This window comes from Agrobacterium sp. ST15.13.013, from assembly GCF_027956525.1.
GTDB classification, from domain to species: Bacteria; Pseudomonadota; Alphaproteobacteria; order Rhizobiales; family Rhizobiaceae; genus Agrobacterium; species Agrobacterium salinitolerans.
Genome location: NZ_JAQKGP010000011.1, coordinates 98,405 through 122,865, shown reverse-complemented (window position 1 = coordinate 122,865; position 24,461 = coordinate 98,405). Strand labels below are relative to the sequence as shown.

Here is a 24,461-nt window from a genome sequence, read left to right as displayed (position 1 = left end):
ATTGGAGAACAAGCATGCTCGCGGCGAAAGAAAATGAAATCGACGTTGCCGACACGATTTATTCCTACCTGGCTGACCGTTTTCCCGCCTATGCCCCCTTTTCCGCCGATACGCTGCTTCTCGAAGGCGGCGCGATCGATTCGCTCGGCTTTCTCGAGTTGATGGTCTTCCTCGGCGAGAGTTTCGGCATCATTCTCGATGACGAGCATTTCCAGCCCGAAAATCTCGGCACGCCGGCCGATCTCGTCGCCTTCGTCCTCAGGGAACGGAGGAGATGACACCCCATTTCCTGCTGCACCACCTGCTTACCGCCCGCGCGGCAAGCGACGACCAGGCCCTCGTCCACAAGGACCGATCGCTGAATTATCGCGACTTTGCCACAACGGCGGCCCGTTGCGCAGCGGCATTGCAGGAAGCCGGCGCGCAACGCGGTGACCGCGTCGTTATCTATCTGCCGCGCGGCATCGCGGAATGCTGGTCGATCTTCGGTGTGAGCATGGCGTCAGGCGTCTTCGTGCCGGTGAACGCATTGCTGAAAGCGCAGCAGATTCGCCATATCGTCAAGGATTGCGGCGCAAAAATCGTCATCAGCGACGCCGCGATGATGGAAGAGCTGAAAGCGGCACTGGAAGACCTTCCCGAGGTCACGGTCCTGCTGGCGGAAGAGATTGAGGCACGCGCCGAAACACTCGCCCGCCCCTCAGCGGCAATCGGCGAAGACCTGGCCGCCATTCTTTATACATCCGGCTCCACCGGCTCGCCCAAGGGCGTGATGCTGTCTCACCGCAATCTTCTGGCCGGCGCGCGCATCGTGCGCACCTATCTGGCAATCACCGGCAAGGACCGCATTCTCTCCCTCCTGCCCTTCAGCTTCGATTATGGCCTGAACCAGTTGCTGACGGCGGTGGAACAGGGTGCGGCCACGATCATCTCCACCTTCCGGCTGGGCGACGAGATTATCCGCGATCTGCGCGACCATGCCATCACGGGTCTCGCCGGCGTGCCGACGATCTGGGCGATCCTGACGAAAGCCGCCCCGTCGCTGACAAAGACGCCTCTGCCGCATCTGCGCTACATCACCAATTCCGGCGGACGCGTGCCGCAGGAAACCGTCAAGGCCTTGCGCGAGAAGTTGCCGGATACGAAAATCTACCTGATGTATGGCCTCACGGAAGCCTTCCGCTCCACCTTCCTGCCGCCCGATGAAATCGACCGCCGCCCAACTTCCATCGGCAAGGCCATTCCCGAATGTGAAATCTTCATCGTCACCGATAAGGGACAGAGGGCGAAGCCGGGTGAACCCGGCATTCTCGTGCATCGCGGCCCAACCGTCTCGCTGGGTTACTGGAACCGGCCGGAGGATACGGCAAAGGTGCTGCGCCCTCACCCCTTCATTCCGGCGGCGCTGGGCGGCGAGACCGTATGTTATTCCGGCGATCTGGCGGTGGAGGACGAGGACGGTTTCTTCAGCTTCGTCGCCCGCAACGATGCGATGATCAAATCGTCGGGCTATCGCATCAGCCCGACCGAGGTGGAGGAAAGCCTGATGTCGACGGGGCTTTTCCGTGAGGTCGCCGTCATCGGCCTGCCGGACCCCTTCGCGGGCGAAAAGGTCCATGCCGTGGCGACTGCCGCCAACCAGAATATCGACGTTTCGGCAGCGCTGAAGAAGGCCGCCGAAATGCTCGCCCCCTTCATGATCCCGCGCGCCATCGAACTGGTGGAACGACTGCCGGTCACGGCCAATGGCAAGGTGGATTACCGCGCGCTGGTGCGCGAACGGACGGACAATGGCGCCAACGGATAAACCCCAGACCCACGGCCCGACCTTTGCAGCCGCGTCATTCGACATAAGCGAGAACGATCTGATGATCGGCGGACTTTCCGTGCGCGATATTGTCGCCGGGACCGGAACGCCGTGCTTCCTTTATGACGCCGCCGGCATGCGCCGCGCCTATCGCGATCTCGAAACCGCGCTGGGCGGTTTTGCCGATATCTATTATTCGGTGAAGGCCAATCCCCTGCCCGCCATCGTCTCGCTTTTCCGGCAGGAAGGTGCGGGTGCGGAAATCGCTTCCGTCGGCGAATATCGCGCCGCCATTAAGGCTGGTGTCGCAGCGGAAAACATCATCTTCGCCGGCCCCGGCAAAGGCATGGCCGAACTGCGCGAAGTGATCGAGAGCGGTATCGGCGAAATCCACATCGAAAGCGCCGAGGAAATCGGCCGCATCGAGGCGATTGGCAAGCCGGTCAAAGCCTCGATCCGCATCAATCCGGTGCCGGATGCACAGGCCGGCGCGATGCGTATGGGCGGCAAGGCCACCGCCTTCGGTTTTGACGAAGAAGAACTCGAGAACGTCCTGCCGCTCTTCAAGGACGCCCGATATATCGATCTCGTCGGCGTCCATATTTACGGCGGCACGCAGATTCTCGATGCCGACATGCTTGTCTCCCAGTGGCGACACGGCATTTCCGTTGCCGCGCGCATGGCCGAGATGCTCGGCAAGCCGCTCGAAACCATCGATCTCGGCGGCGGTCTCGGCATCCCCTATTTCGCCGGGGAGACACCGCTTGATCTCGCGAAGGTGGCCGCTGCCATTCCCGATCTCAAAGCGCTTCTTAACGAGCACCCGCTGATCGCCGAAGCCCATATCATCATCGAACCCGGCCGCTTCCTCGCCGGTCCCGGCGGCCTCTATGTGGCGGAAGTCAATTCCGTAAAGACCTCGCGCGGTACCACCTTCGTGGTGGTGGATGGCGGCATGCACCACCACCTCGCCGCCTCCGGCAATCTCGGCCAGATCGTCAAGCGCAACTATCCCATTGTCGCACCTGCCATGATGCAGGCGGAGCATGAGGAAACGGCAACCATCGTCGGCCCGCTCTGCACGCCGCTCGATACGCTTGCCCGCAATGCGGCCCTGCCGAAGCTGAAAGCCGGCGACCTCATCGCCATCCTGCACTCGGGCGCTTATGGCGCCAGCGCCAGCCCCGTGGGCTTTCTCAGCCACCCGGCGGCGAAGGAAGTGCTGGTTGAGGATGGGACGTTTGAGGTGATCGGGCGATAATCACCCCCGCAGCAACCTGTCACCCACCGCGAATTTCGATTTCAGCAGACACTCGTCATACTCTGCCTCACCTACGGAATCGAACACGATGCCGCCGCCGACATTGAAGACCGCACGGCCGTCGTCAAACAGGCTGAGCGTGCGGATCGCCACGGAGAATCGCATCTCACCATCTGGAGACATGAAGCCAATTGCGCCGCAATAGGCGTCGCGCGGGGTCGCCTCCAGCTCGCGCAGGATTTTCATCGCCCACATTTTCGGTGCGCCGGTAACGGAGCCGCAGGGAAACAGGGCGGCGAAGATATCTTCCACCGTCACGTCGGGCAGAAGTTTCGCCCTGACATGGCTGACCATCTGGTGCACGGTCGGATAGGTCTCGATATCGAACAGCCGCGGCACATCAAGGCTGCCGACTTCGGTAATGCGGGAAATATCGTTGCGCAGCAGATCGACGATCATGCGGTTTTCGGCGAGCGTCTTTTCGTCGCCAAGCATTGCGGCGATGATCGCCCGGTCTTCTTCCGCATCGGCCCCGCGCGGCGTCGTTCCCTTCATCGGATGGGTTTCGATGAAACCTTCCGCATCGACCGAGAAGAACAGTTCCGGAGACCGCGACAGGATGACCGGGCCGCCGAGATCGACCAGCGCGCCATATTTCACCGGCTGCCGTTCGATCAACGACCAGAAGGCCGTCAGCGGATCGCCGCTCCAGCGGGCGTGAACGGGCATGGTCAGATTGCCCTGGTAACAATCACCGCGGCGCAGATGCTCATGCAGCTTCTCGAAACGCTGCCGATATTCGGGAAGCGTCCAGGCCGCTACCGGTTCGGTCAGAAAGGCGTCCGCATCTGGCACCGCGTCGGGTCGCGCAAAGCGGCCTTCATCCGGCTGCGAGCCGGAGAAGACGCCGAAGTTCAGAAACGGCACGTTGCGGGGCTCGGCGGCAAAAGACGCAAGCTTCGGCTCGAACAGGAAACCAGCCTCGTAGGACATATAGCCGGCAAGGTATTTCCCTGCGCGCCGCAACGCCTCCATGCGCTCCAGCGCGGCAAAAAACGCCGCCGGTTCATCCGCGACGATGATCTCTTCCGGCTCGGTGAAGGCTGTCACCGTGCCGGACGTATCATCCCGGAAAAGAACGTAAGGCGCGTGTGCCAAGGAAAAATCCGTAGAATGAAGGTTTGGGGCGTTCAAAGCGGTGGATGGAAACCTCTCCTCCGTCATCCTCGGTCCCCGGATCAAGCCCGAGGATGACGTCGAGTGTCGGGGAGGCTCTGCAACCTAAACCGGGTCTATATCGCCCCGCGCCCACATTTCGATGGTTTCCGCATAAAAATCGGCGAAACGGCCTTCCTCGATAGACTTGCGGATACCCTGCATCAGCTCCTGATAATAGGCAAGATTGTGCCAGGAGAGCAGCATGCCGCCCAGCGCCTCGTTGGCGCGGGTGAGATGGTGCAGATAGGCGCGGGAATAATCGCGCGAGGCCGGGCAGTTGGACTGTTCGTCCAGCGGGCGCATATCTTCGGCGTGGCGGGCATTGCGGATATTGACGCGGCCACGGCGGGTAAAGGCCAGTCCATGACGGCCGGAGCGGGTCGGCATCACGCAGTCGAACATGTCGATGCCGCGCGCGACGGACTTGAGAATATCGTCAGGCGTGCCGACACCCATCAGGTAACGCGGCTTTTCGGTGGGCAGCACCGGCAGGGTGATATCGAGCATGCCGAGCATCACATCCTGCGGCTCGCCGACGGCAAGGCCACCGACGGCGTAACCCTTGAGATCGAGCTCTTTCAGCCCTTCGGCGGAACGAATGCGCAGGTCCGGCTGATCGCCCCCCTGCACGATGCCGAACATGGCCTTGCCGGGCTGCTCGCCAAAGGCGACGCGGCAGCGTTCCGCCCAACGCAGCGACATTTCCATGGCGCGCTCGATTTCCTTGCGTTCGGCGGGCAGCGCGATGCATTCGTCAAGCTGCATCTGAATGTCGGAATCGAGCATGCCCTGAATTTCGATGGAGCGTTCCGGCGACATGTGGTGCAGCGAACCGTCAACATGGCTCTTGAAGGTCACCCCCTGCTCATCAAGCTTGCGAAGGCCGGAAAGCGACATCACCTGAAAACCGCCGCTATCGGTGAGGATCGGATGCGGCCAGCGGATCAGCTCATGCAGGCCACCGAGGCGCGCAACACGCTCCGGGCCCGGCCGCAGCATCAGGTGATAGGTATTGCCGAGAATGATATCGGCCCCCAGCTCGCGCACCTGATCGAGATACATGGCCTTGACGGTGCCGACGGTGCCGACCGGCATGAAGGCGGGCGTGCGGATGACGCCGCGCGGCATGGCGACTTCGCCGAGGCGCGCGCCGCCGCTCGTGGCTTTCAGGGTGAAAGTGAATTTGTCGTGCATCAGTTTTTCCGGAACAACAGGCTGGAATCGCCATAGGAATAGAAGCGGTATCCGGTTTCGATGGCGTGCTTATATGCGTCACGCATCGTTTCGAGACCGCAGAAAGCCGAAACGAGCATGAACAGCGTCGATTTCGGCAGGTGGAAATTGGTCATGAGCATATCGACCGCGCGGAAGCGGTATCCGGGCGTGATGAAGATGCCGGTGGCGTCGGACCATGGGTGGATGGCGCCATCTTCCGTCGCCGCGCTTTCGATCAGCCTCAGCGACGTCGTGCCGACGCAGACGATACGTCCGCCGCGCGCCTTCACCGCATTCAGCCGGTCAGCGGTTTCCTGCGAGACGTGGCCGATCTCGAAATGCATCTTGTGGTCATCGGTATCGTCGGCCTTGACCGGCAGGAAGGTGCCTGCCCCCACGTGAAGCGTCACGAAATGCCGCTCGATACCGGCCTTGTCGAGCGCCGCAAACAGCTCGGGCGTGAAATGCAGGCCGGCGGTGGGGGCGGCAACGGCGCCTTTCTCGCGGGCGTAGATGGTCTGGTAGTCCGTCTGGTCCTGCGCATCTTCCGGTCGCTTGGCGGCGATGTAAGGCGGCAGCGGAATATGGCCGACGGAGGCTATCGCCTCGTCCAGCACCGGGCCGGAGACGTCGAACAGCAGCGTGATTTCGCCGTCCTCGCCCTTTTCCTCGACGGTGGCTTCCAGATGGTCAAGGCCGCACGCATTGTCGCGTTCGTAACCGAAGCGGATGCGATCTCCCTGCCTGATGCGCTTGCCGGGACGGGCAAAGGCCTTCCAGCGGGATTGATCGGCGCGCATGTGCAGCGTGGCCGAAACCGCCGTCTCCGGCGCGCCTTCGCGCAGGCGCACGCCTTCCAGCTGGGCAGGAATGACGCGGGTGTCGTTGAAGACAAGCGCATCGCCGGGTCGCAGGAAGGACGGAAGGTCGAAGACGCGATGGTCTTCCATGCGATTTTCATTCGGATCGACCACCAGCAGGCGCGCACTGTCGCGCGGGTTTGCCGGGCGAAGGGCGATATTCTCCTCGGGCAGATCGAAATCGAACAGGTCTACGCGCATTGCAAGGGCTCTCGAAAATATCAAAACCCGCCTCGCAGCAGACTGCCGGCGGGTCGTTGTTGGTAAAGAGGCTCCCTCCCCTCGACGTCATCTTCGGGCTTGACCCGAAGATCCATGACACTTGCGGGAATGGATCCTCGGGTCAAGCCCGAGGATGACGCGGAGTGCGAGGCACGCCGTCAGCATAGATCCGCCCGCCCTGCCCTTGGCAAGGCGGGCGAAATTTATCCTCAAGCCGCAGAAGCGAGCTTCATCGAAACGATCGAATCGGGATCCTTCACCGGCTCGCCGCGCTTGACCTTGTCGATGGCTTCCATGCCTTCGATGACCTGGCCCCAGACGGTGTACTGCTTGTTGAGCCACGGGGAATCGGTAAAGCAGATGAAGAACTGCGAGTTGGCGGAGTTCGGGCTCTGCGAACGGGCCATGGAGCAGGTGCCGCGCACATGCGGAATGGCGGAGAATTCTGCCTTCAGGTCTTCCTTGTCGGAACCGCCCATGCCGGCGCGGGCCGGGTTGAAGCTTTCGGAACCCTTCTTGCCGAACTTCACGTCACCCGTCTGGGCCATGAAGTCTTCGATGACGCGGTGGAAAACGACGCCGTCATAGGCGCCTTCCGATACCAGTTCCTTGATGCGGGCGACGTGGCCCGGCGCAACTTCAGGCAGCAGCTGGATCACGACCTTGCCGGTCGTGGTTTCCATGATGATGGTGTTTTCCGGATCCTTGATCTCGGCCATGTTATTCTCCTCTATTCGGGCTCTATTGCCCTACCTTACTTCTTGCCGACGGTGACCTTGATCATCCGGTCGGGGTTGGAAACTTCGCCGTTGCCGCCCTGCCCGCGCTTGATCTTGTCCACGGCTTCCATGCCGGACACGACCTTGCCGACCACGGTATATTGACCGTTCAGGAACGGGCCGTCGGCAAACATGATGAAGAACTGCGAATTGGCGGAGTTCGGATCCTGCGAGCGGGCCATGCCGACCACGCCGCGCGTGAACGGAACCTTGGAGAATTCGGCCGGAATATCCGGCAGGTCGGAACCGCCCGTACCCGCGCGCTGGGCGCTGAAGCCCTTTTCCATGTTGCCGTATTGCACGTCGCCGGTCTGCGCCATGAAGCCGTCGATGACGCGGTGGAAGGCGACATTGTCATAAGCGCCCTTCTTGGCCAGCGCCTCGATCTGCGCAACGTGCTTGGGCGCAACTTCCGGCATCAGCTCGATGACGACAGGACCGTCCTTCAGCTGCACGGTCAAGAGTTCGGCTGCAGAAGCAAGGGTGCTGGCGGCAAGTGCGCCTGCAAACATGGCGCCGGCAAAGGCAAATCGAACGAGTTTCATCGGATTGGCTCCAGAATGTAAGGCTGAAGTCAGCGCTTCAGCTTGGCGTTGAGGGCTTCAAGCACGGCTTTCGGCACGAAAGCCTCGACATTGCCGCCCATGGCGGCGATTTGCCGGACCAATGTGGCTGTAATGGGTCGCGACGATGTGCCGGCGGGCAGGAATACGGTCTGGATATCCGGCGCCATCTGGCGGTTCATGCCGGCCATCTGCATTTCATAATCGAGATCGGTGCCGTCGCGCAGGCCGCGCAGCAGAAGGCGTGCGCCGTGCTTTCGGGCGGCATCGACGACCAGATTATCGAAGGAGACGACTTCCATGCGCGCCGCTTCACCCGGCAGATGTTCGGCAAGCGCCTGCTTTATCAGCCCTGCCCGTTCCTCGAAGCTGAACAGCGGCGCCTTTCCGGGATGAATGCCGACGGCCACGATGACTTTCGACGCCACGTTCAGCGCCTGGAGAAGCACATCCAGATGTCCGTTGGTCATCGGATCGAAGGATCCTGGATAAAAGGCAATCGTCATATCGCTCTCAGGTGGTGGGCGCGTCTCGACGCTTCGACATATGTGCCGCCTTTTGTCATGGAGAGGCACGCCGCGCAAGACTTTATAACCATCCCTCACACGCACGGCTGTGGCGTGAACCCCGGATGAATGGGCCGTTCAGTGCTGTTTCACAGCTATTTTGTTTAAATGCACAGCATCGGGAAACCGAAACGCCCCTCACCCGTTAATCACCCGGAGAATTGAAAATGCTGGCCTTCATGATCGTCCTTTCGGTCATCGCATCATTCGCAGCCGAGTATGTTTTTCTCGAATGACGCCCTTCGCCAGATTCCTGAACGCCAGATGAACGAGCCATTCAAGGAAGTTTCACCGGGGCGATGCTAATCGATTTTTACGGTTAACGCGGAACATGTTGAAACATGGTGCGTTAAGACAGAACCAAAGGAACGGACAGATGTTTGTAAGAGAAAAACAGTCTACTTCGGCGAAAATCAGCGTCATCAGCACCGCCTGGACAGTACTGGTTATCGCAATGGTAGCAACGACGTTTAGCCTTTATGAGCAGAAGCCTGAAGCCCAGGGACCGGACTACCCGCAGCTGACCGCCCGTTATCAGTATATGAATTATTACTGAGTAACGGAGAGAATTTTCTCAAATCTCCCGGAGACGATATCATGTTTACATTTCTGACGATGCTTCTGGCCCTGATCAGCGTAATGTTCGTGACGTCGATGATCTCCGTGGTCGCCGAGATGCGACGCGAGGATGAGGAATTCAAGGCGACGATCCGCCGAAACCGCGCCTTCTGAGCGCGGCAGACCGGCCTCAGCGCTTTTTAAAATGATTCTTCGTAACCGCCTGGACCCTCCGGGCGGTTTTATTTTGCCGCCTCACGGGGCGATACGGAGAAGATGACGGCCGAAAAACCGGCCTCCAATCACATAAGCGTTTTCAAAACCCCGTTTTTCCAAGGCAAATTCCCTTCAATTTCCCTTTGGATTGATTTAAGGAACGCCGATACGTTGCGGGCCGGAAGGCTGGCGACCGCAATGACGTTCCTGTGAGGTTTGCATAACGATGCTCGATTCCCTGAGAAATGCTTCTCGAACCATGGCAGCCAAGCTGCTGCTTCTCCTGCTTGTTGTTTCGTTCGGCGTCTGGGGCGTTTCCGCATCGCTTGTCACCTCCAATTCCCATGCCGTCATGACGGTGGGTGACCAGACGGTGAGCCCGCAGGAATTCCGCCTTGCCTATCAGCGCCAGATTTCCGATCTCAGCCGTCAATTCGGAACAAGGCTGACGACCGAGCAGGCCAAGGCCTTCGGCATTGATCGTCAGGTCTTTAGCCAGCTTGCGGCGGGCGCAGCACTTGACGAACTGGCATCAAAAATGAATCTCGGCCTTTCGGAAGACCGCCTCGCCAACCTGATCGCCGAAGACCCGGCCTTCAAGTCGGTCAACGGCCAGTTCGATCGCAATCTCTTCAGCGAACGCCTGCGCAATTCGGGGTTCCGCGAGGATGACTATATCAAGGAACGCAGCAAGGTCGCCGTCCGAAGCCAGATCGTCGAAGCCGTGTCGGACGGTTTTACCGCACCGCAGGTGCTGGTGGATGCGTTGAAACAATATCGCAACGAGCAGCGCGCCGTCGATTACGTCATTCTTTCGAACGCCGTCATTCCACCGGTCAAGGCACCGGGCGACGACGTGCTTGCCCCCTGGTTCGAAACCAACAAGGCGAAATATCGCGCACCGGAATTCCGCAAGTTCACCTATGTGAAGCTGGAACCATCCGATATTGCAGAACCGGCGTCGGTAACGGACGCGCAGATTGCCGATTATTATAACAGCCACAAGGACAGCTTCCGCACCGCCGGCCGTCGCACCGTCGAGCAGCTGACCTTCCCGGAAAAGGAAATGGCAGCCGCTGCCGCCGAGCAGATCAGGCTTGGCAACACCACCTATGACCAGGTGGTGAAGGATCAGGGCAAGACCGCGTCCGACGTCACGCTCGGCGAATTCACCAAGGACACCATTCCCGACCAGTCGATTGCCGACGCCGCTTTCGCCATCCAGAAGGATGGCGGCGTATCTCCGGTGGTCGACGGCTCTTTTGGCCCGGTCATCCTGCGCGTCACCGGCATCAAGCCGGAAACGACCCGCACACTGGAAGAGGCGAAGGAAGATATCCGCAAGGATCTCGCCACGGCCGCCGCCGCCGAAGAAATCACCAATGTTCACGACCGGTATGAAGACCTGCGCGCCGGCGGTTCTTCGCTCGCCGACGCTGCCCAGCAGCTGAACCTGAAACCCGTCACCGTCGCCGCCATCGACGCGTCCGGCCTCGATGAAAAGGGTGATAAGGTTGAGGGCCTGCCCTCCCCGCAGCTGGCGCAGGAGGTCTTCAAGACCGAACCCGGGACGGAAGCGCTGCCGATAAATCTCGGCCGTGAAGGCTACATCTGGTTCGATGTCGACCAGATCATCCCCGCCCGCGACCGCACGCTTGCCGAAGTCCGCGACGATGTCGTGGCCGACTGGACGGCGGAGCAGCAGCGTAACGCGCTTGCCGCCAAAGCCGAAGAACTGAAAACGCGCGTCGAAAAGGGCGAGACGCTGGAAGCAGTAGCGGGTGAGTTGAGCCTCGCGGTCGAACAGAAGTCCGGCCTGCGCCGCAACAGCGAAGACGCTATTTTCGGCCAGCAGACGATCGCGGCGGTCTTCTCCGGCGCAGAGGGCAAGGTGGGCGAGGCGGCTGATGCCGACGGTTCCAGCCGTATCCTCTTCAAGGTCACCTCGGTCGACACCAATGCGCCTGCCGATGCGCTCGCCAATGACGACCAGCAGTTCGCCGCCATTGCCCGCGCCGCCGGCGACGACATGCTGGACCAGATGGTCAACCGCCTGCAGAATGACTATGGTGTGACGATCAATCAGGCCCTCGCCGATCAGGCGATGGTCGGTTTCTAACCGGGGGGCGACAAGATGGCCGAACTGAAGCCGCTGATCGCCAAGGTCGCGAACGGAGAAAGCCTGAACCGCGAGGATGCGCGCACTGCTTTCGACATTCTGATGTCGGGCGAAGCCACCCCGTCGCAGATCGGCGGTTTCCTGATGGCGCTGCGCGTGCGTGGCGAAACGGTAGACGAAATCGTCGGCGCCGTTTCTTCCATGCGTGCCCGCATGCTGCCGGTTTCGGCCCCCGCCAATGCCATCGATATCGTCGGAACCGGCGGTGATGGCATCGGCACCTACAACATCTCGACCCCGGCCTCGATCATCACCGCCGGCACTGGTCTGCCGGTCGCCAAACACGGCAACCGGGCGCTGAGCTCCAAGTCAGGCACGGCAGATGCCCTCTCGGCACTCGGCGTGAAGCTCGATATCGGTCCCGATCTCATCGCCCGCTGCATCGCGGAGGCTGGCCTCGGTTTCATGTTCGCGCAGCTTCACCACTCGGCCATGCGCCATGTCGGCCCGAGCCGCGTCGAACTCGGCACCCGCACCATTTTCAACCTGCTCGGCCCCCTCTCCAACCCCGCCGGTGCAAAACGTCAGCTACTTGGCGTCTTCTCGCCGCGCTGGCTGGTGCCGCTCGCCGAAGTGCTGCGCGATCTGGGGTCGGAGAGCATCTGGGTCGTGCATGGCGACGGCATGGACGAGGTGACGACGACGGGCGTTACCCACGTCGCGGCGCTGGAAGACGGCAAGATCCGCACTTTCGATCTGACGCCGAGGGATTTCGGTGTCGAGCCCGCTTCCATGGAAGACCTGAAGGGCGGCGATGGCATTGCCAATGCGGCTGCGCTGCGCGAGGTTCTGTCCGGCAAGCGCAACGCCTATCGTGACGTGTCGCTGTGCAACGCGGCCGCAGCGCTGGTCATTGCCGGCAAGGCGGAAACGCTTACCGACGCGATGACGATTGCAAGCGATGCGCTCGATAGCGGCAAGGCCGCTGCCGCGCTCGACCGATTGGTCGCCGTATCCAACGAAGCCAATTCAGGGCAGGAATGAGAGCGAGATCATGAGCGACATCCTGAAAAAGATCGAGGCTTACAAGCTCGAGGAAATCGCCGCCGCCAAGGCCAAGGTTTCGCTGGCCGATCTGAAGGCCATGGCTGCGGATCAGAGCGCACCGCGCGGTTTCTATAAGGCGCTGCGGGCGAAACAGACCGAAGGCAAGTTCGGGCTTATCGCCGAAATCAAGAAGGCCAGCCCCTCGAAAGGCCTCATCCGTCCGGATTTCGATCCGCCGGCGCTGGCCGCCGCCTATGAAGCCGGTGGCGCTGCCTGTCTTTCGGTGCTGACGGATAGGCCAAGCTTTCAGGGCGCACCGGAATTCCTGACCGCCGCCCGCAATGCCTGCGCCCTGCCGGCGCTGCGCAAGGATTTCATGTTCGACACCTATCAGGTGCATGAGGCCCGTGCCTGGGGTGCGGACTGCATTCTCCTCATCATGGCATCGCTGTCGGACGACGATGCGAAGCGCCTCGAAGACGAGGCTTTCGCGCTCGGCATGGATGTGCTGATCGAAGTGCACGATGAAGAGGAAACCGAGCGCGCGCTGAAGCTCGCCTCGCCGCTTCTCGGCATCAACAACCGCAACCTGCGCACCTTCGAAGTCGGCCTCGAAACCAGCGAAAAACTGGCGGGCCTCGTACCGGCTGACAAGCTGCTGGTCGGCGAAAGCGGCATCTTCACCTTCGAGGATTGTAAGCGTCTCGAAAAAAGCGGCATCAGCACCTTCCTCGTCGGCGAAAGCCTGATGCGCAAGGACGATGTGACAGCGGCCACCAAGGCGCTGCTGACCGGCCAATCCGGCATTCTGGCAGCGGAATAAGACGCCAATGAGCGATGGCCAGAAGCTCACCCATATCGATGCGAGCGGCGAAGCGCATATGGTCGATGTCGGAGACAAGTCCGAAACCGTCCGTGTCGCAGTGGCCGAAGGTTTCGTGAAGATGAAGCCGGAAACGCTGGCGCTCATCCGCGAAGGCAACGCCAAGAAGGGCGATGTCATCGGCACCGCGCGCCTCGCCGGCATCATGGCCGCCAAGCAGACGGCAAACCTCATCCCGCTCTGCCATCCGCTGATGCTGACCAAGGTGGCGGTGGACATTGCCGAAGACGCCGCCCTGCCCGGCCTGCGGGTCGAAGCGCTGGTGAAACTGTCCGGCAAGACCGGCGTGGAGATGGAAGCGCTGACCGCCGTCTCCATCGCCTGCCTGACAATCTATGACATGGCGAAAGCCGCCGACAAGGCGATGGAGATCGTCAATATCCGCCTGCTCGAAAAGAGCGGCGGTAAATCCGGCGATTTCCGGCGACAGGAGAATTGAATGAAACCGCTGCTGCCCGTGGATGAAGCCATAAGGCGCCTTCTGGAAGCGGCGGTTCCTGTAGCGGAAAGCGAGACCCTACCGCTTGCCGAATGTGATGGCCGGGTTCTTTCGACCGATCTGACGGCGCGCCTCACCCAGCCGCCCTTCGACGCCTCTGCCATGGACGGCTACGCGCTGCGCAGCGCCGATGCGGCCGATATCGGCTCGGTGCTGACCGTCATTGGTCAGGCCGCCGCCGGCCATGCCTTTACCGGCACGGTAGGTGAAGGCCAGGCCGTTCGCATCTTCACCGGCGCGCCCGTGCCTCAGGGTGCGGATACCATTCTCATTCAGGAAGATGCCGAAGTGCTGGAGGGCGGAAAAATCCGCACCGCCTTCGACGTCACCGCCGGGCGACATATCCGCCCGCGCGGACAGGATTTTACCGAAGGCGAAGCGGCCCTGAAGACCGGTCGGGAACTCGGCTTCACCGAACTGACGCTGGCGGCCGCGATGAACCATGCCGCTCTCACTGTCTATCGCAGGCCCCGCATCGCCATCCTCGCCACCGGCGACGAGTTGCTGCCGCCGGGAAGCGCGCCACAGCCCGCGCAGATCATCGCCTCCAACACCTTCGGCGTCGCAGCCCTTGCCCGGCAGGCCGGGGCCGAGGTTATCGATCTCGGCATCGTCGCCGATAATGACAGGCTGATCCGCGCCGCCATCGGCAAGGCCGTCGCAGCGAATGTCGATGTGCTGGTGACGCTCGGCGGCGCTTCCGTCGGCGACCATGACCTCGTGCAGGCAGCCTTGAAGGCGGAAGGCATGCAGCTCGATTTCTGGCGCATCGCCATGCGTCCGGGAAAACCGCTAATGGTCGGCGCCATCGGCTCCATGCAGGTTCTGGGCCTGCCTGGAAACCCGGTTGCCAGCCTTGTCTGCGGCCTGCTGTTCCTGGAACCGCTGATCCGCAGCATCGCCCGCCGCGCACCCCGGCAACGAGCGGCGACCGCCCGCACCGCCACACCGCTGAAAGCGAATGATCATCGGCAGGATTATCTGCGCGCCCGTTTCAGCACCGACGAAAACGGCCTGCTGGTGGCGGAAGCCCATACGAAGCAGGACTCATCGATGATGAAGATATTGGCCCATTCCGACGGGCTGCTCGTGCGCCCGCCAAATGCGCCAGCGGCGGCGGCTGGGACAGAATGCCCGGTCATCCGGTTGAAATCCTGACGCACGGTCTATACGCGCGAATTACGGCCGGCCGCATAGCTGGCCTTTTCCTGAACCTTGCCGAATGATTGCCGCGCCGTCCCAAAACGGCGCTGCCGCGTCCCGCAGGCGCAGGAACCCAAGATAAGACTGTAACATTCCTGTATCCCGACACGAATGACAAAAAAAACCGCCTATAGGCGGGGTCGCGCCGAATTAAAAAACCACCATACCTTTTCACGCCGGGATTATTTCTCCATCTTGTTGTACCAAAATAAACCACACGAATCCCGTTATTAGGATTGACAGAATAAATGCGGTTCTGCCACCAAGGCAAACAATAGAGGAAAAAGTACCGGAATTCGGGAAAATGAAAATTACTTATATTTATCAATTAAATAAAATACAAAGTGGCAAAAATGAAGTTTCATGGCACAAAAATTAGTTTCCCATAAATTAAGCTTTCCAAAACGAACTTCATAATAATAATCATAGTCGATAAGCAGACTCACTGGAGTTTCTTGATGAACACGGCATCCACGCCCAAAACCACGGGGCCCGACATTGCCGGGCAGATTGCCTATGCCATGCGGAGCATGGGTGTTTCGCCGATCCCGCGTAACTATAGTCTCTTTTACGAAGCCTATATCGGCTCGAACCCTGCCCTGACGAAGGAGCTGGCCGCGCTTGGACACCGGGTGACGCAGGAGGATCTGGACGAGCTGTCCTCCCGTTACGGAGAAGGAAATCCCGCCCGGTCGATCGACGACGCGCATGAGAAGCTCAGGCGCGAACTGGAGGGCCTTCTGGGCACGCTGAGGCGCGAACAATCCTCCATCGAAAACTACAACCGGATACTCGGTGAAACGCGCCAGCGCATCGATGACAAGAATGCAGCCAGCAGCAATATTCTAAGGAATGCGATTTCGCTGCTGGCCGAGGCCACTGGCTCGAAAATCATCGACGGCGAAAAGACCTTCAACGATGTCAACCGCCATGCCGAGGAAATGCACCAGGTGCGCCTGGAGTTGGATGAGTACAAGCGCATCGCCAATACGGATTCGCTGACGCGCCTGTCCAACCGACGCGCCTTCGATGACCGGCTGGCGTCCATCTATGACAGCTCCATCGGCCTGCAATATACCACGCTCGTCCTGCTCGATATCGATCACTTCAAGCGGATCAACGACACTTTCGGCCACCCGGTCGGCGACAAGATTCTCGCCACCGTCGCTTCCGTCATCCGCGCCAATGTGCGCAAGGACGGTTTCGTCGCCCGAAGCGGTGGCGAGGAATTCGCCATCATTCTGGATGGCAACACACCGGAAGAGGTGATGGTGATGTGCGAGCGCATCCGCCTGTCGCTGGAAAGCACGCCCTTCCGCAATTCCAGATCAGGCGCCGACTACGGCACGGTCACAATCTCCCTCGGCTTCGCTTCCGCCGCGCAGGCCAGCAACCCGAGCGAGCTTTACGGCCATGCCGATACCGCGCTCTATCATGCCAAGGAAACCGGCCGGAACCGTTCCATCTATTACGAGGACGGCATGCAGAAGAACTATGCGGGCAAGAACTGGCTGATTTATCGGACGTGAAAATTAGAGGGCAGCAGCCGTTCCGTTGACGCCCTCATTCCTGTGCTCGTCACAGGAATGAGGGCGGGGTGACGCAAGTGCATGCCCTTTAAATGCCAACCTGTTGCTGCGGCAATTGATGCCTCACCACATGGTCTTTGCCGCCCGCGCCGCCCATTCCTGATCATAAGTCTCCTGATCGAACTCCGCCTTCGCCGCCTTGAGCATGGTGCCGGGCGTCGGCAGCGATGCCACATCGACGAAATTGGCGGGGTTCCACAGTTCGGAGCGCATCAGCGCCCGTGCACACTGGAAATAGACCTCGTTTATCGTCACCACGATGACGGTGCGCGGATGTTTGCCATCCATCTCGAAGCTCTGCAACAACCCCGTATCGACGGAAACCACCGCGTGGCCATTGATGCGCATGGTCGTGTTGGAACCGGGGATCAGGAACATCAGCGCCACCCGTGGGTCGCGCACGATGTTCAGAAGCGAATCGATGCGGTTGTTGCCACGCCAGTCCGGCAACAGCACGGTCCTGTCATCGGCCACCCGCACCACGCCGCCCTTGTCGCCGCGCGGTGAACAGTCCATGCCTTCAGGCCCCACCGTCGCCAGCGCCAGAAAGGGCGATGCCTCGATCATCAGCCGGTATTCGGCTGTCAGCGCGGCTGTCACCTTGGCGATCGACGCCTCGCTCGTGCCGTCATAGATGGCCTTCAATTCCTCAACCGTGCGAATGATCGTCATGTCCGTTCCTATCCCTGCCAATTGCCTCTGTCGCCGCCGAAAGACCGGGGCGTCCTATTCCTCTGCGGCTTCCGCCTTTTCCCGCTCTGCCCGCTCGCGCGCGGTGCGGGCGGCCACGAGATCGGCCGGCTGGGCGTTGCCGCGGATCAGCGAACGGCCGGCATAGATGCCGCCGACGACTTCCATGGCGAAACGCTCCTCGTCGCGGTCGCGGAATTCCTCCACCAGACGTGCGGCGTCTTCCCGCTCCTCGCCCATGGCGCCCAGCACTTCCTCGCTGAAATTCAGCGCCGATTCCAGCGTCTCGCGGATCTGGTAGTCGACGCCGGCTTTCAGCAGATCGATGGCATGGCCGCGGTCGTAAGCACGGGCGAGAACCGGAACCAGCGGAAATTCGTGTTTGACGATCTCCGCGATCCGCACAGCAGCTTCCTTGTCATCGACGCAAATAAGTACCGCGCGCGCCGTGCTGGCACCGGCGGCATGCAGGATTTCCGCCCGCGAACCGTCGCCATAATAGACCTTGAAGCCGAATTCCGCCGCATCGCGCACGAAGTCGGCGTCCTTGTCGATCAGCGACAGCGTATAACCGCGCGCCAGAAGCGGCTGGCTGACGATCTGGCCGAAACGGCCGAAGCCGATCAGCAGAATGCTGCCCTCGACATTCTCAGGCACATCGAGATCGTCGGTATTGGGAACCGCCGCCGGCACCAGCCGGTCATGCAGTATGACCATCAGCGGCGTCAGCACCATGGAGATGATGATGGTCGCCGTCAGGATGGCGTTCGCCTCCCGGTCGAGAATGCCGGCGCTGACGGCAGCCGAATAGAGCACGAAGGCGAATTCGCCGCCCTGCGCCATCAGCACCGCCCGTTCCAGGCTTTCGCGCCGGGTGGTGCCGAGCGCCCGCGCCACGCCATAGATCAGGAAGGCCTTGAGCAGCATATAGCCCACAACGCTGATGACCACGAGCTGCCAGCTGGAGGCAATGACGGCAAGATCGATCGCCATGCCGACACCGAGGAAAAACAGGCCGAGCAGAATGCCGCGAAACGGCTCGATATCCGCTTCCAGCTGATGGCGGAAGGAGGATTCCGACAGCAGCACGCCGGCGAGAAAGGCCCCCATGGCCATGGAAAGGCCGCTGACCTGCATCAGAAGCGCTGAACCCAGCACCACCAGCAGCGCGGCGGCCGTCATCACCTCGCGCGCGCCGGAGGCCGCCAGCAGGCGGAAGAACGGGTTGAGCAGATAACGCCCGGCAAGGATGAGCGCACCGACGGCAGCAAGCGCGATGCCGACGGAAGCCCAGCGCTCCGATGCCGTGACGTGTTCGCCGCCCGAACCGAGGAAAGCGACAAGCGCCAGCAGCGGCACGATGGCCAGATCCTCAAACAGCAGAATGGCGATGATGCGCTGCCCTTTCAGGCTCGACATGCTGTTGCGCTCCTGCAGCATCTGCATGACGATGGCTGTCGAGGTCAGCACGAAACCGGTGCCGGCAACGAACGACATGATGACGGGAAAACCGAGACCGACCCCGATCAATGTCAGGCCGGCCATGCAGACCAGCACCTGAAGCGCACCCAGCCCGAAAATATCCTGCCGCATCGACCACAGCCGCGACGGTTGCATCTCAAGGCCGATGATGAACAGGAACATCACCACGCCGAGTTCCGCTATATGCAGAATGGCCTGCGAATCGGAGAAAAAACCGAGACCGTAAGGCCCGATCACCAGACCGGCGGCCAGATAACCGAGCACCGAACCGAGGCCGATGCGCTTGAAGATCGGCGCGGCGACAACGCCGGCCGCCAAAAGCACGACCACCTGGGCCAGATCATTCCCGTTCGCTTCTACAGCCACACGCCACCCCGCTGAAAATCGATAAGACGAGGGTGTTCCCTCCCTCACTTCCTAGCGCATCGGCGTGAAAAGCGAAAACGATTTTACTGAAGGACGATGCACAGATTCAACGGGTTATTTGTCGCTCAGGGCATGCGATCCTTGGATGCCGCTGTCCTCCTCCCCTCATTGGTGTGCTTGTCACAGGAATGCGGGTGGGTCCGCAGGCCTTGCGTCCGTCTACCGGTATCGCGGCTCTCTGCTCAAGCCCTTTTCGGCGAGCTCCCGCTCATAATCCGCAAACAGCGCATCGCCGGTCTCGCCCAGTTCCTTCACATATTTCCAGGTGTAGATGCCGCTATCGTGGCCATCGTCAAAGATGATGCGCACCGCATAATTGCCGGTCGCGACCATGGAGCGGATGGCGACATCGCGTTTTCCGGGCACCGTGACCTTTTGCCCCGGCCCGTGGCCCTGCACTTCGGCCGAGGGAGAAAGGACGCGCAGCATCTCGGCTCGGAGACGGTAAACGCTGCCGTCATCAAAAGAGACGGTCAGTTCGCGCCGGTCTTTTGACACAAGCAGCTCGGTCGGCCAGGCATCACTCATTTTTCACTTCCGCAAGCTCGTCATATGCGTCAGAATTACGAACTTGCCTCACGATAGGCAAGCCACTACATCACCTGATAGAGCACACATTCGGCGTGTGTGCCAGGCGCGAGGCGCAGTGAGGATGGAGACGTGAACGGTTTCTCCGGTTCGCTTGAAAAAGCGAAAACCCTGACGGAAAACAGCACACCGATGGTGGACCCTTTCGGCCGCTCCATCACCTATCTGCGTGTCTCGGTCACCGACCGCTGCGATTTCCGCTGTACCTATTGCATGTCCGAGCACATGACCTTCCTGCCCAAAAAGGATCTTCTGACGCTTGAAGAACTGGACCGGCTCTGTTCCGTCTTCATAACGCGCGGCGTGCGCAAGCTGAGGCTGACCGGCGGCGAACCGCTGGTGCGCAAGAACATCATGTCGCTGGTGAGAAACCTTGGCCGCCACATTGAAACCGGTATGCTGGAAGAGCTGACGCTGACGACAAACGGCTCACAGCTCGCCAAATTTGCCGACGAGCTTGCCGATTGCGGGGTGCGCCGCATCAACGTGTCGCTCGATACGCTCGACCGCGATAAGTTCCGCCATATCACCCGCTGGGGCGATCTCGACCGCGTCATGGAGGGGCTCGACGCCGCCCAGGCCGCGGGCATCAAGGTCAAGCTGAACGCGGTGGCGCTGAAGGACTTCAACGACGCCGAGATTCCCGATCTCATGCGTTTTGCCCATGGTCGCGGCATGGACCTGACGGTCATCGAAACCATGCCGATGGGCGAGATCGAGGAAGACCGGACAGACCGCTACCTGCCGCTTTCGCAGTTGCGCGCCGATCTGGAAAAGAGCTTCACACTGATCGACAGCGATTACCAAACCGGCGGTCCCGCCCGTTACGTGACGGTGAAGGAAACCGGAGGCCGGCTCGGCTTCATCACGCCGATGACGCATAATTTCTGCGAAAGCTGCAATCGCGTCCGCCTCACATGCACCGGAACGCTTTATATGTGCCTGGGCCAGGATGACGCCGCCGACCTGCGCACCGCGCTGCGCGCCTCCGACAGTGACGCCTATCTTTCCAGCGCCATCGATGAAGCCCTTCTGCGCAAGCCGAAAGGGCATGATTTCATCATCGACCGCACCCACAACCGGCCTGCCGTCTCCCGCCATATGAGCGTGACCGGCGGCTGAGCGAAGGCTGAAACTGTTTCTCGTCCACCCACCCATATAAACGGTTGAAATGCCGGCTGTGGCGTGCCACGTCTCTTTGCATGGAGGAATGCGTGGTCACGCCCGAAAGGCGGCCCAAATCGCCCCGAAAGGGCGGCCGGAAAACCGCGCATGGTCTGGGATATTTTGGAATGGCATTGACGGACAATACGCGCGGCGCCCTTTTCATGGCGCTCGCCATGGCAAGCTTCACGGCCAATGACGCCCTGACGAAATCCGTCACCCCCTATATCAACACCGGCCAGATCATGTTCGTCCGCGGCATCATAACGGTGGTGCTGATCTACATCGCCGCCCGCCATTTCGGTGCGCTCCGGCCGCTGAAAACCCTCATGCGCCCCATCATCATCCTGCGCTGTCTCTGCGAGGTGACTGCGGCCGTGCTCTATCTGACGGCGCTCGGCCTCATCGAATTTTCCAATGCCTCGGCCATATTGCAGTCCCTGCCCCTGGTGGTGACGCTGGGTGCGGCGCTGTTTCTGCGCGAGCCGGTGGGCTGGCGACGCTGGATGGCGATCATCGTCGGCTTTATCGGCGTGCTCGTCATCATCAGGCCCGGCCCGGAAGGCTTCACGCCGGGGGCGCTTCTGGTCGTCGCATCGCTCGCCGTCACCGCCGCTCGCGATCTGCTGACGCGGAAAATGTATGCCGATGTGCCCTCGCTCGCCATCACCGTCATCACCGCTTTCGTCAATATGGCGGTGGGCGGCCTGCTGATCGTGCCCTTCGGCGGCTGGCAGCCGATGAATTTCATGATCCTCTCACATCTCGCCGGTTCCGCCATCCTGGTGCTGGTGGGCTATCAGGCGATCATTCTCGCCATGAGATCGGGCGAAATCTCCTTCGTCGCGCCGTTCCGTTACACAAGCCTGCTCTGGGGTTTCATGATCGGCGTATTCTTCTTCAATGAAAAAATCGACAATTATACCATCGTCGGCGCCCTGATCGTCATCGGTTCGGGCCTCTACACCTTCTACCGCGAAAGCCTGCGCAAGCGCTCGCAGATGGCCAAGCGCGCGGCCGCCACCCCCACCGCCGCGACCACGGTACGGCCGGCTTCCGTTACGAAAGCTGCCGTAACGGGCGAGGCTGGAGAATGATATGAACAGCGGCCGTTTTCTGGACAGGACCACACCGCCGCACATCATCACGCTGGTCGTCATCGCCGGCGTTGCGGCTCTGTGCATGAATGTGTTCCTGCCCTCGCTTGCGGCCATGGCGGTTTATTTCGAGACCGACTACGCGGTGATGCAATTTGCCGTTTCGGGTTATCTTGCCGCCACCGCCTGCCTGCAGCTCATCATCGGCCCGCTTTCCGATCTTTTCGGGCGCCGCCCGGTCATGCTGGCCAGCATCGCCATCATGATCGTCGCAACGCTCGTCTGCATGCTCGCGCCCAACATCACCGTCTTCATGATCGGGCGCGTTGCGCAGGCGGCAGTCGTTTCCGGCTTCGTGCTGGCGCGCGCCATCGTGCGCGACATGGTGCCGATGGAACAGGCAGCCTCGATGATCGGCTACGTGACCATGGGCATGTCCGTGGTGCCGATGGTGGGGCCGACGGTTGGCGGGCTGCTCAACGACATTTCCGGCTGGCAGTCGAGCTTCGCCCTCCTCTCCCTGCTCGGCGTCGGCATTCTGGTGCTCGCCTGGTTCGATCTCGGTGAAACCAACCATAATAAATCGGCGAGCTTTTCGCAGCAGTTTCACGCCTGGCCGGAACTTCTGCGCTCTCCGCTCTTCTGGGGTTATGCGCTGACCTCGACCTTCTCGTCCGGCATGTTCTTCTCCTTCCTCGGCGGCGCGCCCTTTGTCGGCAGCGTGCTTTACGGGCTCGCCCCGGCCATGCTCGGCCTGCAATTCTTCTTCATGGCCAGCGGTTACATGCTCGGCAACTTCATCTCCGGCCGTTATGCCAGCGAAATCGGCATTACCCGCATGATGCTGTCGGGCAATGTCATCGCCATTGCCGGCATCGTAACGACCATGCTGCTGATCTCCGCCGGGGCGGAAAGCGCCTATGCGTTTTTCGTGCCGCTTGCCTTGATCGGCGTCGGTAACGGCGTGACACTGCCGAGCGCCAATGCCGGCATGGTCAGCGTCCAGCCGCATCTGGCCGGCTCCGCCTCCGGCCTCGGCGGCGCGATGACCATCGGCGGCGGCGCAGCGCTCTCGGTGCTCGCCTCCTCGGTCCTGTCCAGGGAGGACGGAACCTGGCCGCTTCTTCTGGTGATGCTGGCGACCGGCCTTGTCGCCCTCCTCACCACCCATGTCGTAAGGCTGCAGGAACAGCGGGAATGACGGCCCCTTTCGAAATACCAGGTCTTGTGCTCGCCGGCGGGCTTTCGCGGCGCATGGGCAGCAACAAGGCGATGGTGCAATTGGGCGATACGCCCCTCATCTCCCATGTCATCAACCGCATCGCACGGCAGGTGTCAGACGTCACCATCAATGCCGCCGATGGCTGGGCGGAGAGTTTCGGCCTGCCGCTGCTTCGAGATACGCTGAGCGGCCATGCCGGACCGCTTGCCGGCATTCTGGCCGGCATGCGCCATTTCCAGCATCGTGAGGGCGCGGTCAGTCACTTCCTGACCGCGCCCGCCGACAGCCCGTTTTTCCCGAACGATCTCGTGGCGCGGCTTTGCGAACCCCTGTCAGACGATGCAATCGTCATCGCCGCCTCCAGCGGCCAGCTTCACCCGGTTTTTGCGCTGTGGCCGGTAGCGCTTGCCGATGATCTCGAGGACTGGCTGAAGAACGATGAAAACCGGCGCATCCGCGCCTATCTCGCCCGGCACGTCACCATCGGCGTGGCCTTCCCGCCGCTGGAAACGGCAAAGGGCAGCCTCGATCCGTTCTTCAACATCAACACGCCGGATGAACTGGCGCTGGCGCGCAGCTATCTGGAGAAGCTGGAGCAATGACGGCACAAAAGGTCTTCGGCATCGCCGGCTGGAAAAACTCGGGCAAGACCGGCCTTGCGGTCCGTATCGTCGCCGAGCTGGCGGCGCGCGGCTACCGCGTCTCCACCATCAAGCACGCCCATCATGATTTTGATATCGACAAGGTCGGGGCGGATAGCTGGCGTCACCGGCAGGCCGGCGCGCACGAAGTCACCATCGTCTCCGGCACCCGCTTCGCCATCATGCATGAATTGCGCGGCGAACCGGAACCCTCCTTCGAGGACATCCTCTCCCGCCTCGCCCCCTGCGATCTCGTGCTGATCGAGGGTTATAAATACGAGCCGGTGCCGAAGATCGAGGCGCGCCGACTGGACGCGGCCAAGACCGAACCGCTTGCGCCGCTCGATCCGCATATAATCGCCATTGCTGCCGATCATGACGTGGCGGACACGACGTTGCCCGTTTTCGATCTCGACGATACCGGCGCAATTGCCGATTTCATCGAGAAGACGGTGGGACTGGTGAGGCAGTAGCGACGTTTCCGCCGCCTCCTCTCCTCCGTCATCAAGCCAAAAAATGAAAAAGCCGGGCTCATCACCCGGCTTC

25 protein-coding genes are annotated in these 24,461 nt (G+C 61.1%); 16 read left to right on the top strand and 9 right to left on the bottom strand.

Going from position 1 to position 24,461, the window contains the following annotated elements; all coding sequences use genetic code 11:
- Window positions 1-14 precede the first annotated feature (14 nt).
- From PL597_RS13340 to PL597_RS13330, 3 genes are read left to right on the top strand one after another with little or no spacing between them, the layout of a single operon-like run.
- Window positions 15-278 carry an acyl carrier protein gene (locus PL597_RS13340; protein ID WP_077982183.1) on the top strand — a complete coding sequence of 88 codons (264 nt, stop codon included), beginning with the start codon at window positions 15-17 and terminating at the stop codon, window positions 276-278.
- Window positions 275-1,807 carry an AMP-binding protein gene (locus PL597_RS13335; protein ID WP_271365342.1) on the top strand — a complete coding sequence of 511 codons (1,533 nt, stop codon included), beginning with the start codon at window positions 275-277 and terminating at the stop codon, window positions 1,805-1,807. The genes PL597_RS13340 and PL597_RS13335 overlap by 4 nt, the downstream gene beginning before the upstream one ends.
- Window positions 1,791-3,068: a type III PLP-dependent enzyme gene (locus tag PL597_RS13330; protein ID WP_271365341.1), complete on the top strand. Its 1,278-nt coding sequence runs from the start codon at window positions 1,791-1,793 to the stop codon at window positions 3,066-3,068. The genes PL597_RS13335 and PL597_RS13330 overlap by 17 nt, the downstream gene beginning before the upstream one ends.
- Here PL597_RS13330 and PL597_RS13325 read toward each other — a convergent pair whose 3' ends face one another.
- From PL597_RS13325 to coaD, 6 genes are all read right to left on the bottom strand, one after another.
- The gene (locus PL597_RS13325) at window positions 3,069-4,226 is read right to left on the bottom strand and encodes an aminodeoxychorismate synthase component I (protein WP_271365340.1); all 1,158 of its coding nucleotides are present in this window, start codon (window positions 4,224-4,226) and stop codon (window positions 3,069-3,071) included.
- Between the two features lie 123 nt (window positions 4,227-4,349).
- A complete protein-coding gene (tgt, locus tag PL597_RS13320) occupies window positions 4,350-5,480 on the bottom strand; it encodes a tRNA guanosine(34) transglycosylase Tgt (RefSeq protein WP_173989210.1) in 1,131 nt (376 codons plus the stop codon).
- Window positions 5,480-6,562: a tRNA preQ1(34) S-adenosylmethionine ribosyltransferase-isomerase QueA gene (gene queA, locus PL597_RS13315; protein ID WP_271365339.1), complete on the bottom strand. Its 1,083-nt coding sequence runs from the start codon at window positions 6,560-6,562 to the stop codon at window positions 5,480-5,482. Before queA ends, tgt begins: the two co-directional genes overlap by 1 nt.
- A gap of 230 nt (window positions 6,563-6,792) precedes the next feature.
- Window positions 6,793-7,302, bottom strand: coding sequence for a peptidylprolyl isomerase (locus PL597_RS13310; RefSeq protein WP_077982178.1), 510 nt, complete (start codon window positions 7,300-7,302; stop codon window positions 6,793-6,795).
- 35 nt (window positions 7,303-7,337) lie between these two features.
- Window positions 7,338-7,907, bottom strand: coding sequence for a peptidylprolyl isomerase (locus PL597_RS13305; RefSeq protein WP_077982177.1), 570 nt, complete (start codon window positions 7,905-7,907; stop codon window positions 7,338-7,340).
- A 29-nt stretch (window positions 7,908-7,936) separates the two neighbouring features.
- Window positions 7,937-8,431 carry a pantetheine-phosphate adenylyltransferase gene (gene coaD, locus PL597_RS13300; RefSeq protein ID WP_077982176.1) on the bottom strand — a complete coding sequence of 165 codons (495 nt, stop codon included), beginning with the start codon at window positions 8,429-8,431 and terminating at the stop codon, window positions 7,937-7,939.
- A gap of 436 nt (window positions 8,432-8,867) precedes the next feature.
- On the opposite strand from coaD, the gene PL597_RS13295 reads away from it, so the two are divergent.
- From PL597_RS13295 to PL597_RS13260, 8 genes are all read left to right on the top strand, one after another.
- Window positions 8,868-9,047, top strand: coding sequence for a hypothetical protein (locus tag PL597_RS13295; protein WP_046798466.1), 180 nt, complete (start codon window positions 8,868-8,870; stop codon window positions 9,045-9,047).
- Between the two features lie 41 nt (window positions 9,048-9,088).
- A complete protein-coding gene (locus tag PL597_RS13290) occupies window positions 9,089-9,223 on the top strand; it encodes a hypothetical protein (protein ID WP_006314429.1) in 135 nt (44 codons plus the stop codon).
- Window positions 9,224-9,491: 268 nt separating this feature from the next.
- Window positions 9,492-11,384: a peptidylprolyl isomerase gene (locus tag PL597_RS13285; protein ID WP_137410468.1), complete on the top strand. Its 1,893-nt coding sequence runs from the start codon at window positions 9,492-9,494 to the stop codon at window positions 11,382-11,384.
- Window positions 11,385-11,399: 15 nt separating this feature from the next.
- Complete coding sequence (gene trpD, locus PL597_RS13280) at window positions 11,400-12,428, top strand: anthranilate phosphoribosyltransferase (protein ID WP_271365336.1); 1,029 nt, start codon at window positions 11,400-11,402, stop codon at window positions 12,426-12,428.
- 10 nt (window positions 12,429-12,438) lie between these two features.
- Window positions 12,439-13,254 (top strand): indole-3-glycerol phosphate synthase TrpC, encoded by an 816-nt coding sequence (gene trpC / locus PL597_RS13275; RefSeq protein ID WP_077982171.1) that lies wholly within the window; start codon window positions 12,439-12,441, stop codon window positions 13,252-13,254.
- Between the two features lie 7 nt (window positions 13,255-13,261).
- Window positions 13,262-13,753, top strand: a complete 492-nt coding sequence (gene moaC / locus PL597_RS13270) for a cyclic pyranopterin monophosphate synthase MoaC (RefSeq protein ID WP_271365334.1) — start codon at window positions 13,262-13,264, stop codon at window positions 13,751-13,753.
- The gene (locus PL597_RS13265) at window positions 13,754-14,971 is read left to right on the top strand and encodes a molybdopterin molybdotransferase MoeA (protein WP_077982169.1); all 1,218 of its coding nucleotides are present in this window, start codon (window positions 13,754-13,756) and stop codon (window positions 14,969-14,971) included.
- Between the two features lie 503 nt (window positions 14,972-15,474).
- Window positions 15,475-16,545 (top strand): GGDEF domain-containing protein, encoded by a 1,071-nt coding sequence (locus PL597_RS13260; protein ID WP_269824685.1) that lies wholly within the window; start codon window positions 15,475-15,477, stop codon window positions 16,543-16,545.
- Between the two features lie 123 nt (window positions 16,546-16,668).
- Here PL597_RS13260 and PL597_RS13255 read toward each other — a convergent pair whose 3' ends face one another.
- From PL597_RS13255 to PL597_RS13245, 3 genes are all read right to left on the bottom strand, one after another.
- On the bottom strand, window positions 16,669-17,277 hold the full coding sequence (locus tag PL597_RS13255) for a pyridoxamine 5'-phosphate oxidase family protein (protein WP_271365333.1): 609 nt from the start codon (window positions 17,275-17,277) through the stop codon (window positions 16,669-16,671).
- A gap of 54 nt (window positions 17,278-17,331) precedes the next feature.
- Window positions 17,332-19,143, bottom strand: coding sequence for a monovalent cation:proton antiporter-2 (CPA2) family protein (locus PL597_RS13250; protein WP_142912301.1), 1,812 nt, complete (start codon window positions 19,141-19,143; stop codon window positions 17,332-17,334).
- Between the two features lie 219 nt (window positions 19,144-19,362).
- Window positions 19,363-19,731 carry a DUF971 domain-containing protein gene (locus tag PL597_RS13245; protein ID WP_271365332.1) on the bottom strand — a complete coding sequence of 123 codons (369 nt, stop codon included), beginning with the start codon at window positions 19,729-19,731 and terminating at the stop codon, window positions 19,363-19,365.
- Window positions 19,732-19,863: 132 nt separating this feature from the next.
- Here PL597_RS13245 and moaA point away from each other — a divergent pair, with 132 nt between their 5' ends.
- The 5 genes from moaA (at window position 19,864) to mobB (ending at window position 24,388) form a co-directional block, all read left to right on the top strand.
- Entirely contained in the window at window positions 19,864-20,913 is a 1,050-nt protein-coding gene (gene moaA, locus PL597_RS13240; protein WP_269824688.1) for a GTP 3',8-cyclase MoaA, read from the top strand.
- A 170-nt stretch (window positions 20,914-21,083) separates the two neighbouring features.
- Window positions 21,084-22,052 carry a DMT family transporter gene (locus PL597_RS13235; protein ID WP_142912304.1) on the top strand — a complete coding sequence of 323 codons (969 nt, stop codon included), beginning with the start codon at window positions 21,084-21,086 and terminating at the stop codon, window positions 22,050-22,052.
- Window position 22,053: 1 nt separating this feature from the next.
- Window positions 22,054-23,253, top strand: a complete 1,200-nt coding sequence (locus PL597_RS13230) for a multidrug effflux MFS transporter (protein ID WP_137410475.1) — start codon at window positions 22,054-22,056, stop codon at window positions 23,251-23,253.
- Window positions 23,250-23,876, top strand: coding sequence for a molybdenum cofactor guanylyltransferase MobA (gene mobA, locus PL597_RS13225; protein WP_142912306.1), 627 nt, complete (start codon window positions 23,250-23,252; stop codon window positions 23,874-23,876). The genes PL597_RS13230 and mobA overlap by 4 nt, the downstream gene beginning before the upstream one ends.
- Window positions 23,873-24,388 (top strand): molybdopterin-guanine dinucleotide biosynthesis protein B, encoded by a 516-nt coding sequence (gene mobB / locus PL597_RS13220; protein WP_142912307.1) that lies wholly within the window; start codon window positions 23,873-23,875, stop codon window positions 24,386-24,388. The genes mobA and mobB overlap by 4 nt, the downstream gene beginning before the upstream one ends.
- Window positions 24,389-24,461: the final 73 nt, after the last annotated feature.

What these genes read in the sequence shown, in the direction of transcription:
- PL597_RS13340 (WP_077982183.1), top strand. Translation starts at nt 15, where the DNA reads ATGCTCGCGGCGAAAGAAAATGAAATCGACGTTGCCGACACGATTTAT.
- PL597_RS13335 (WP_271365342.1), top strand. Translation starts at nt 275, where the DNA reads ATGACACCCCATTTCCTGCTGCACCACCTGCTTACCGCCCGCGCGGCA.
- PL597_RS13330 (WP_271365341.1), top strand. Translation starts at nt 1,791, where the DNA reads ATGGCGCCAACGGATAAACCCCAGACCCACGGCCCGACCTTTGCAGCC.
- tgt (WP_173989210.1), bottom strand. Translation starts at nt 5,480, where the DNA reads ATGCACGACAAATTCACTTTCACCCTGAAAGCCACGAGCGGCGGCGCG.
- queA (WP_271365339.1), bottom strand. Translation starts at nt 6,562, where the DNA reads ATGCGCGTAGACCTGTTCGATTTCGATCTGCCCGAGGAGAATATCGCC.
- PL597_RS13310 (WP_077982178.1), bottom strand. Translation starts at nt 7,302, where the DNA reads ATGGCCGAGATCAAGGATCCGGAAAACACCATCATCATGGAAACCACG.
- PL597_RS13305 (WP_077982177.1), bottom strand. Translation starts at nt 7,907, where the DNA reads ATGAAACTCGTTCGATTTGCCTTTGCCGGCGCCATGTTTGCAGGCGCA.
- coaD (WP_077982176.1), bottom strand. Translation starts at nt 8,431, where the DNA reads ATGACGATTGCCTTTTATCCAGGATCCTTCGATCCGATGACCAACGGA.
- PL597_RS13295 (WP_046798466.1), top strand. Translation starts at nt 8,868, where the DNA reads ATGTTTGTAAGAGAAAAACAGTCTACTTCGGCGAAAATCAGCGTCATC.
- PL597_RS13290 (WP_006314429.1), top strand. Translation starts at nt 9,089, where the DNA reads ATGTTTACATTTCTGACGATGCTTCTGGCCCTGATCAGCGTAATGTTC.
- PL597_RS13285 (WP_137410468.1), top strand. Translation starts at nt 9,492, where the DNA reads ATGCTCGATTCCCTGAGAAATGCTTCTCGAACCATGGCAGCCAAGCTG.
- trpD (WP_271365336.1), top strand. Translation starts at nt 11,400, where the DNA reads ATGGCCGAACTGAAGCCGCTGATCGCCAAGGTCGCGAACGGAGAAAGC.
- trpC (WP_077982171.1), top strand. Translation starts at nt 12,439, where the DNA reads ATGAGCGACATCCTGAAAAAGATCGAGGCTTACAAGCTCGAGGAAATC.
- moaC (WP_271365334.1), top strand. Translation starts at nt 13,262, where the DNA reads ATGAGCGATGGCCAGAAGCTCACCCATATCGATGCGAGCGGCGAAGCG.
- PL597_RS13265 (WP_077982169.1), top strand. Translation starts at nt 13,754, where the DNA reads ATGAAACCGCTGCTGCCCGTGGATGAAGCCATAAGGCGCCTTCTGGAA.
- PL597_RS13260 (WP_269824685.1), top strand. Translation starts at nt 15,475, where the DNA reads ATGAACACGGCATCCACGCCCAAAACCACGGGGCCCGACATTGCCGGG.
- PL597_RS13255 (WP_271365333.1), bottom strand. Translation starts at nt 17,277, where the DNA reads ATGACGATCATTCGCACGGTTGAGGAATTGAAGGCCATCTATGACGGC.
- PL597_RS13245 (WP_271365332.1), bottom strand. Translation starts at nt 19,731, where the DNA reads ATGAGTGATGCCTGGCCGACCGAGCTGCTTGTGTCAAAAGACCGGCGC.
- PL597_RS13235 (WP_142912304.1), top strand. Translation starts at nt 21,084, where the DNA reads ATGGCATTGACGGACAATACGCGCGGCGCCCTTTTCATGGCGCTCGCC.
- PL597_RS13230 (WP_137410475.1), top strand. Translation starts at nt 22,054, where the DNA reads ATGAACAGCGGCCGTTTTCTGGACAGGACCACACCGCCGCACATCATC.
- mobA (WP_142912306.1), top strand. Translation starts at nt 23,250, where the DNA reads ATGACGGCCCCTTTCGAAATACCAGGTCTTGTGCTCGCCGGCGGGCTT.
- mobB (WP_142912307.1), top strand. Translation starts at nt 23,873, where the DNA reads ATGACGGCACAAAAGGTCTTCGGCATCGCCGGCTGGAAAAACTCGGGC.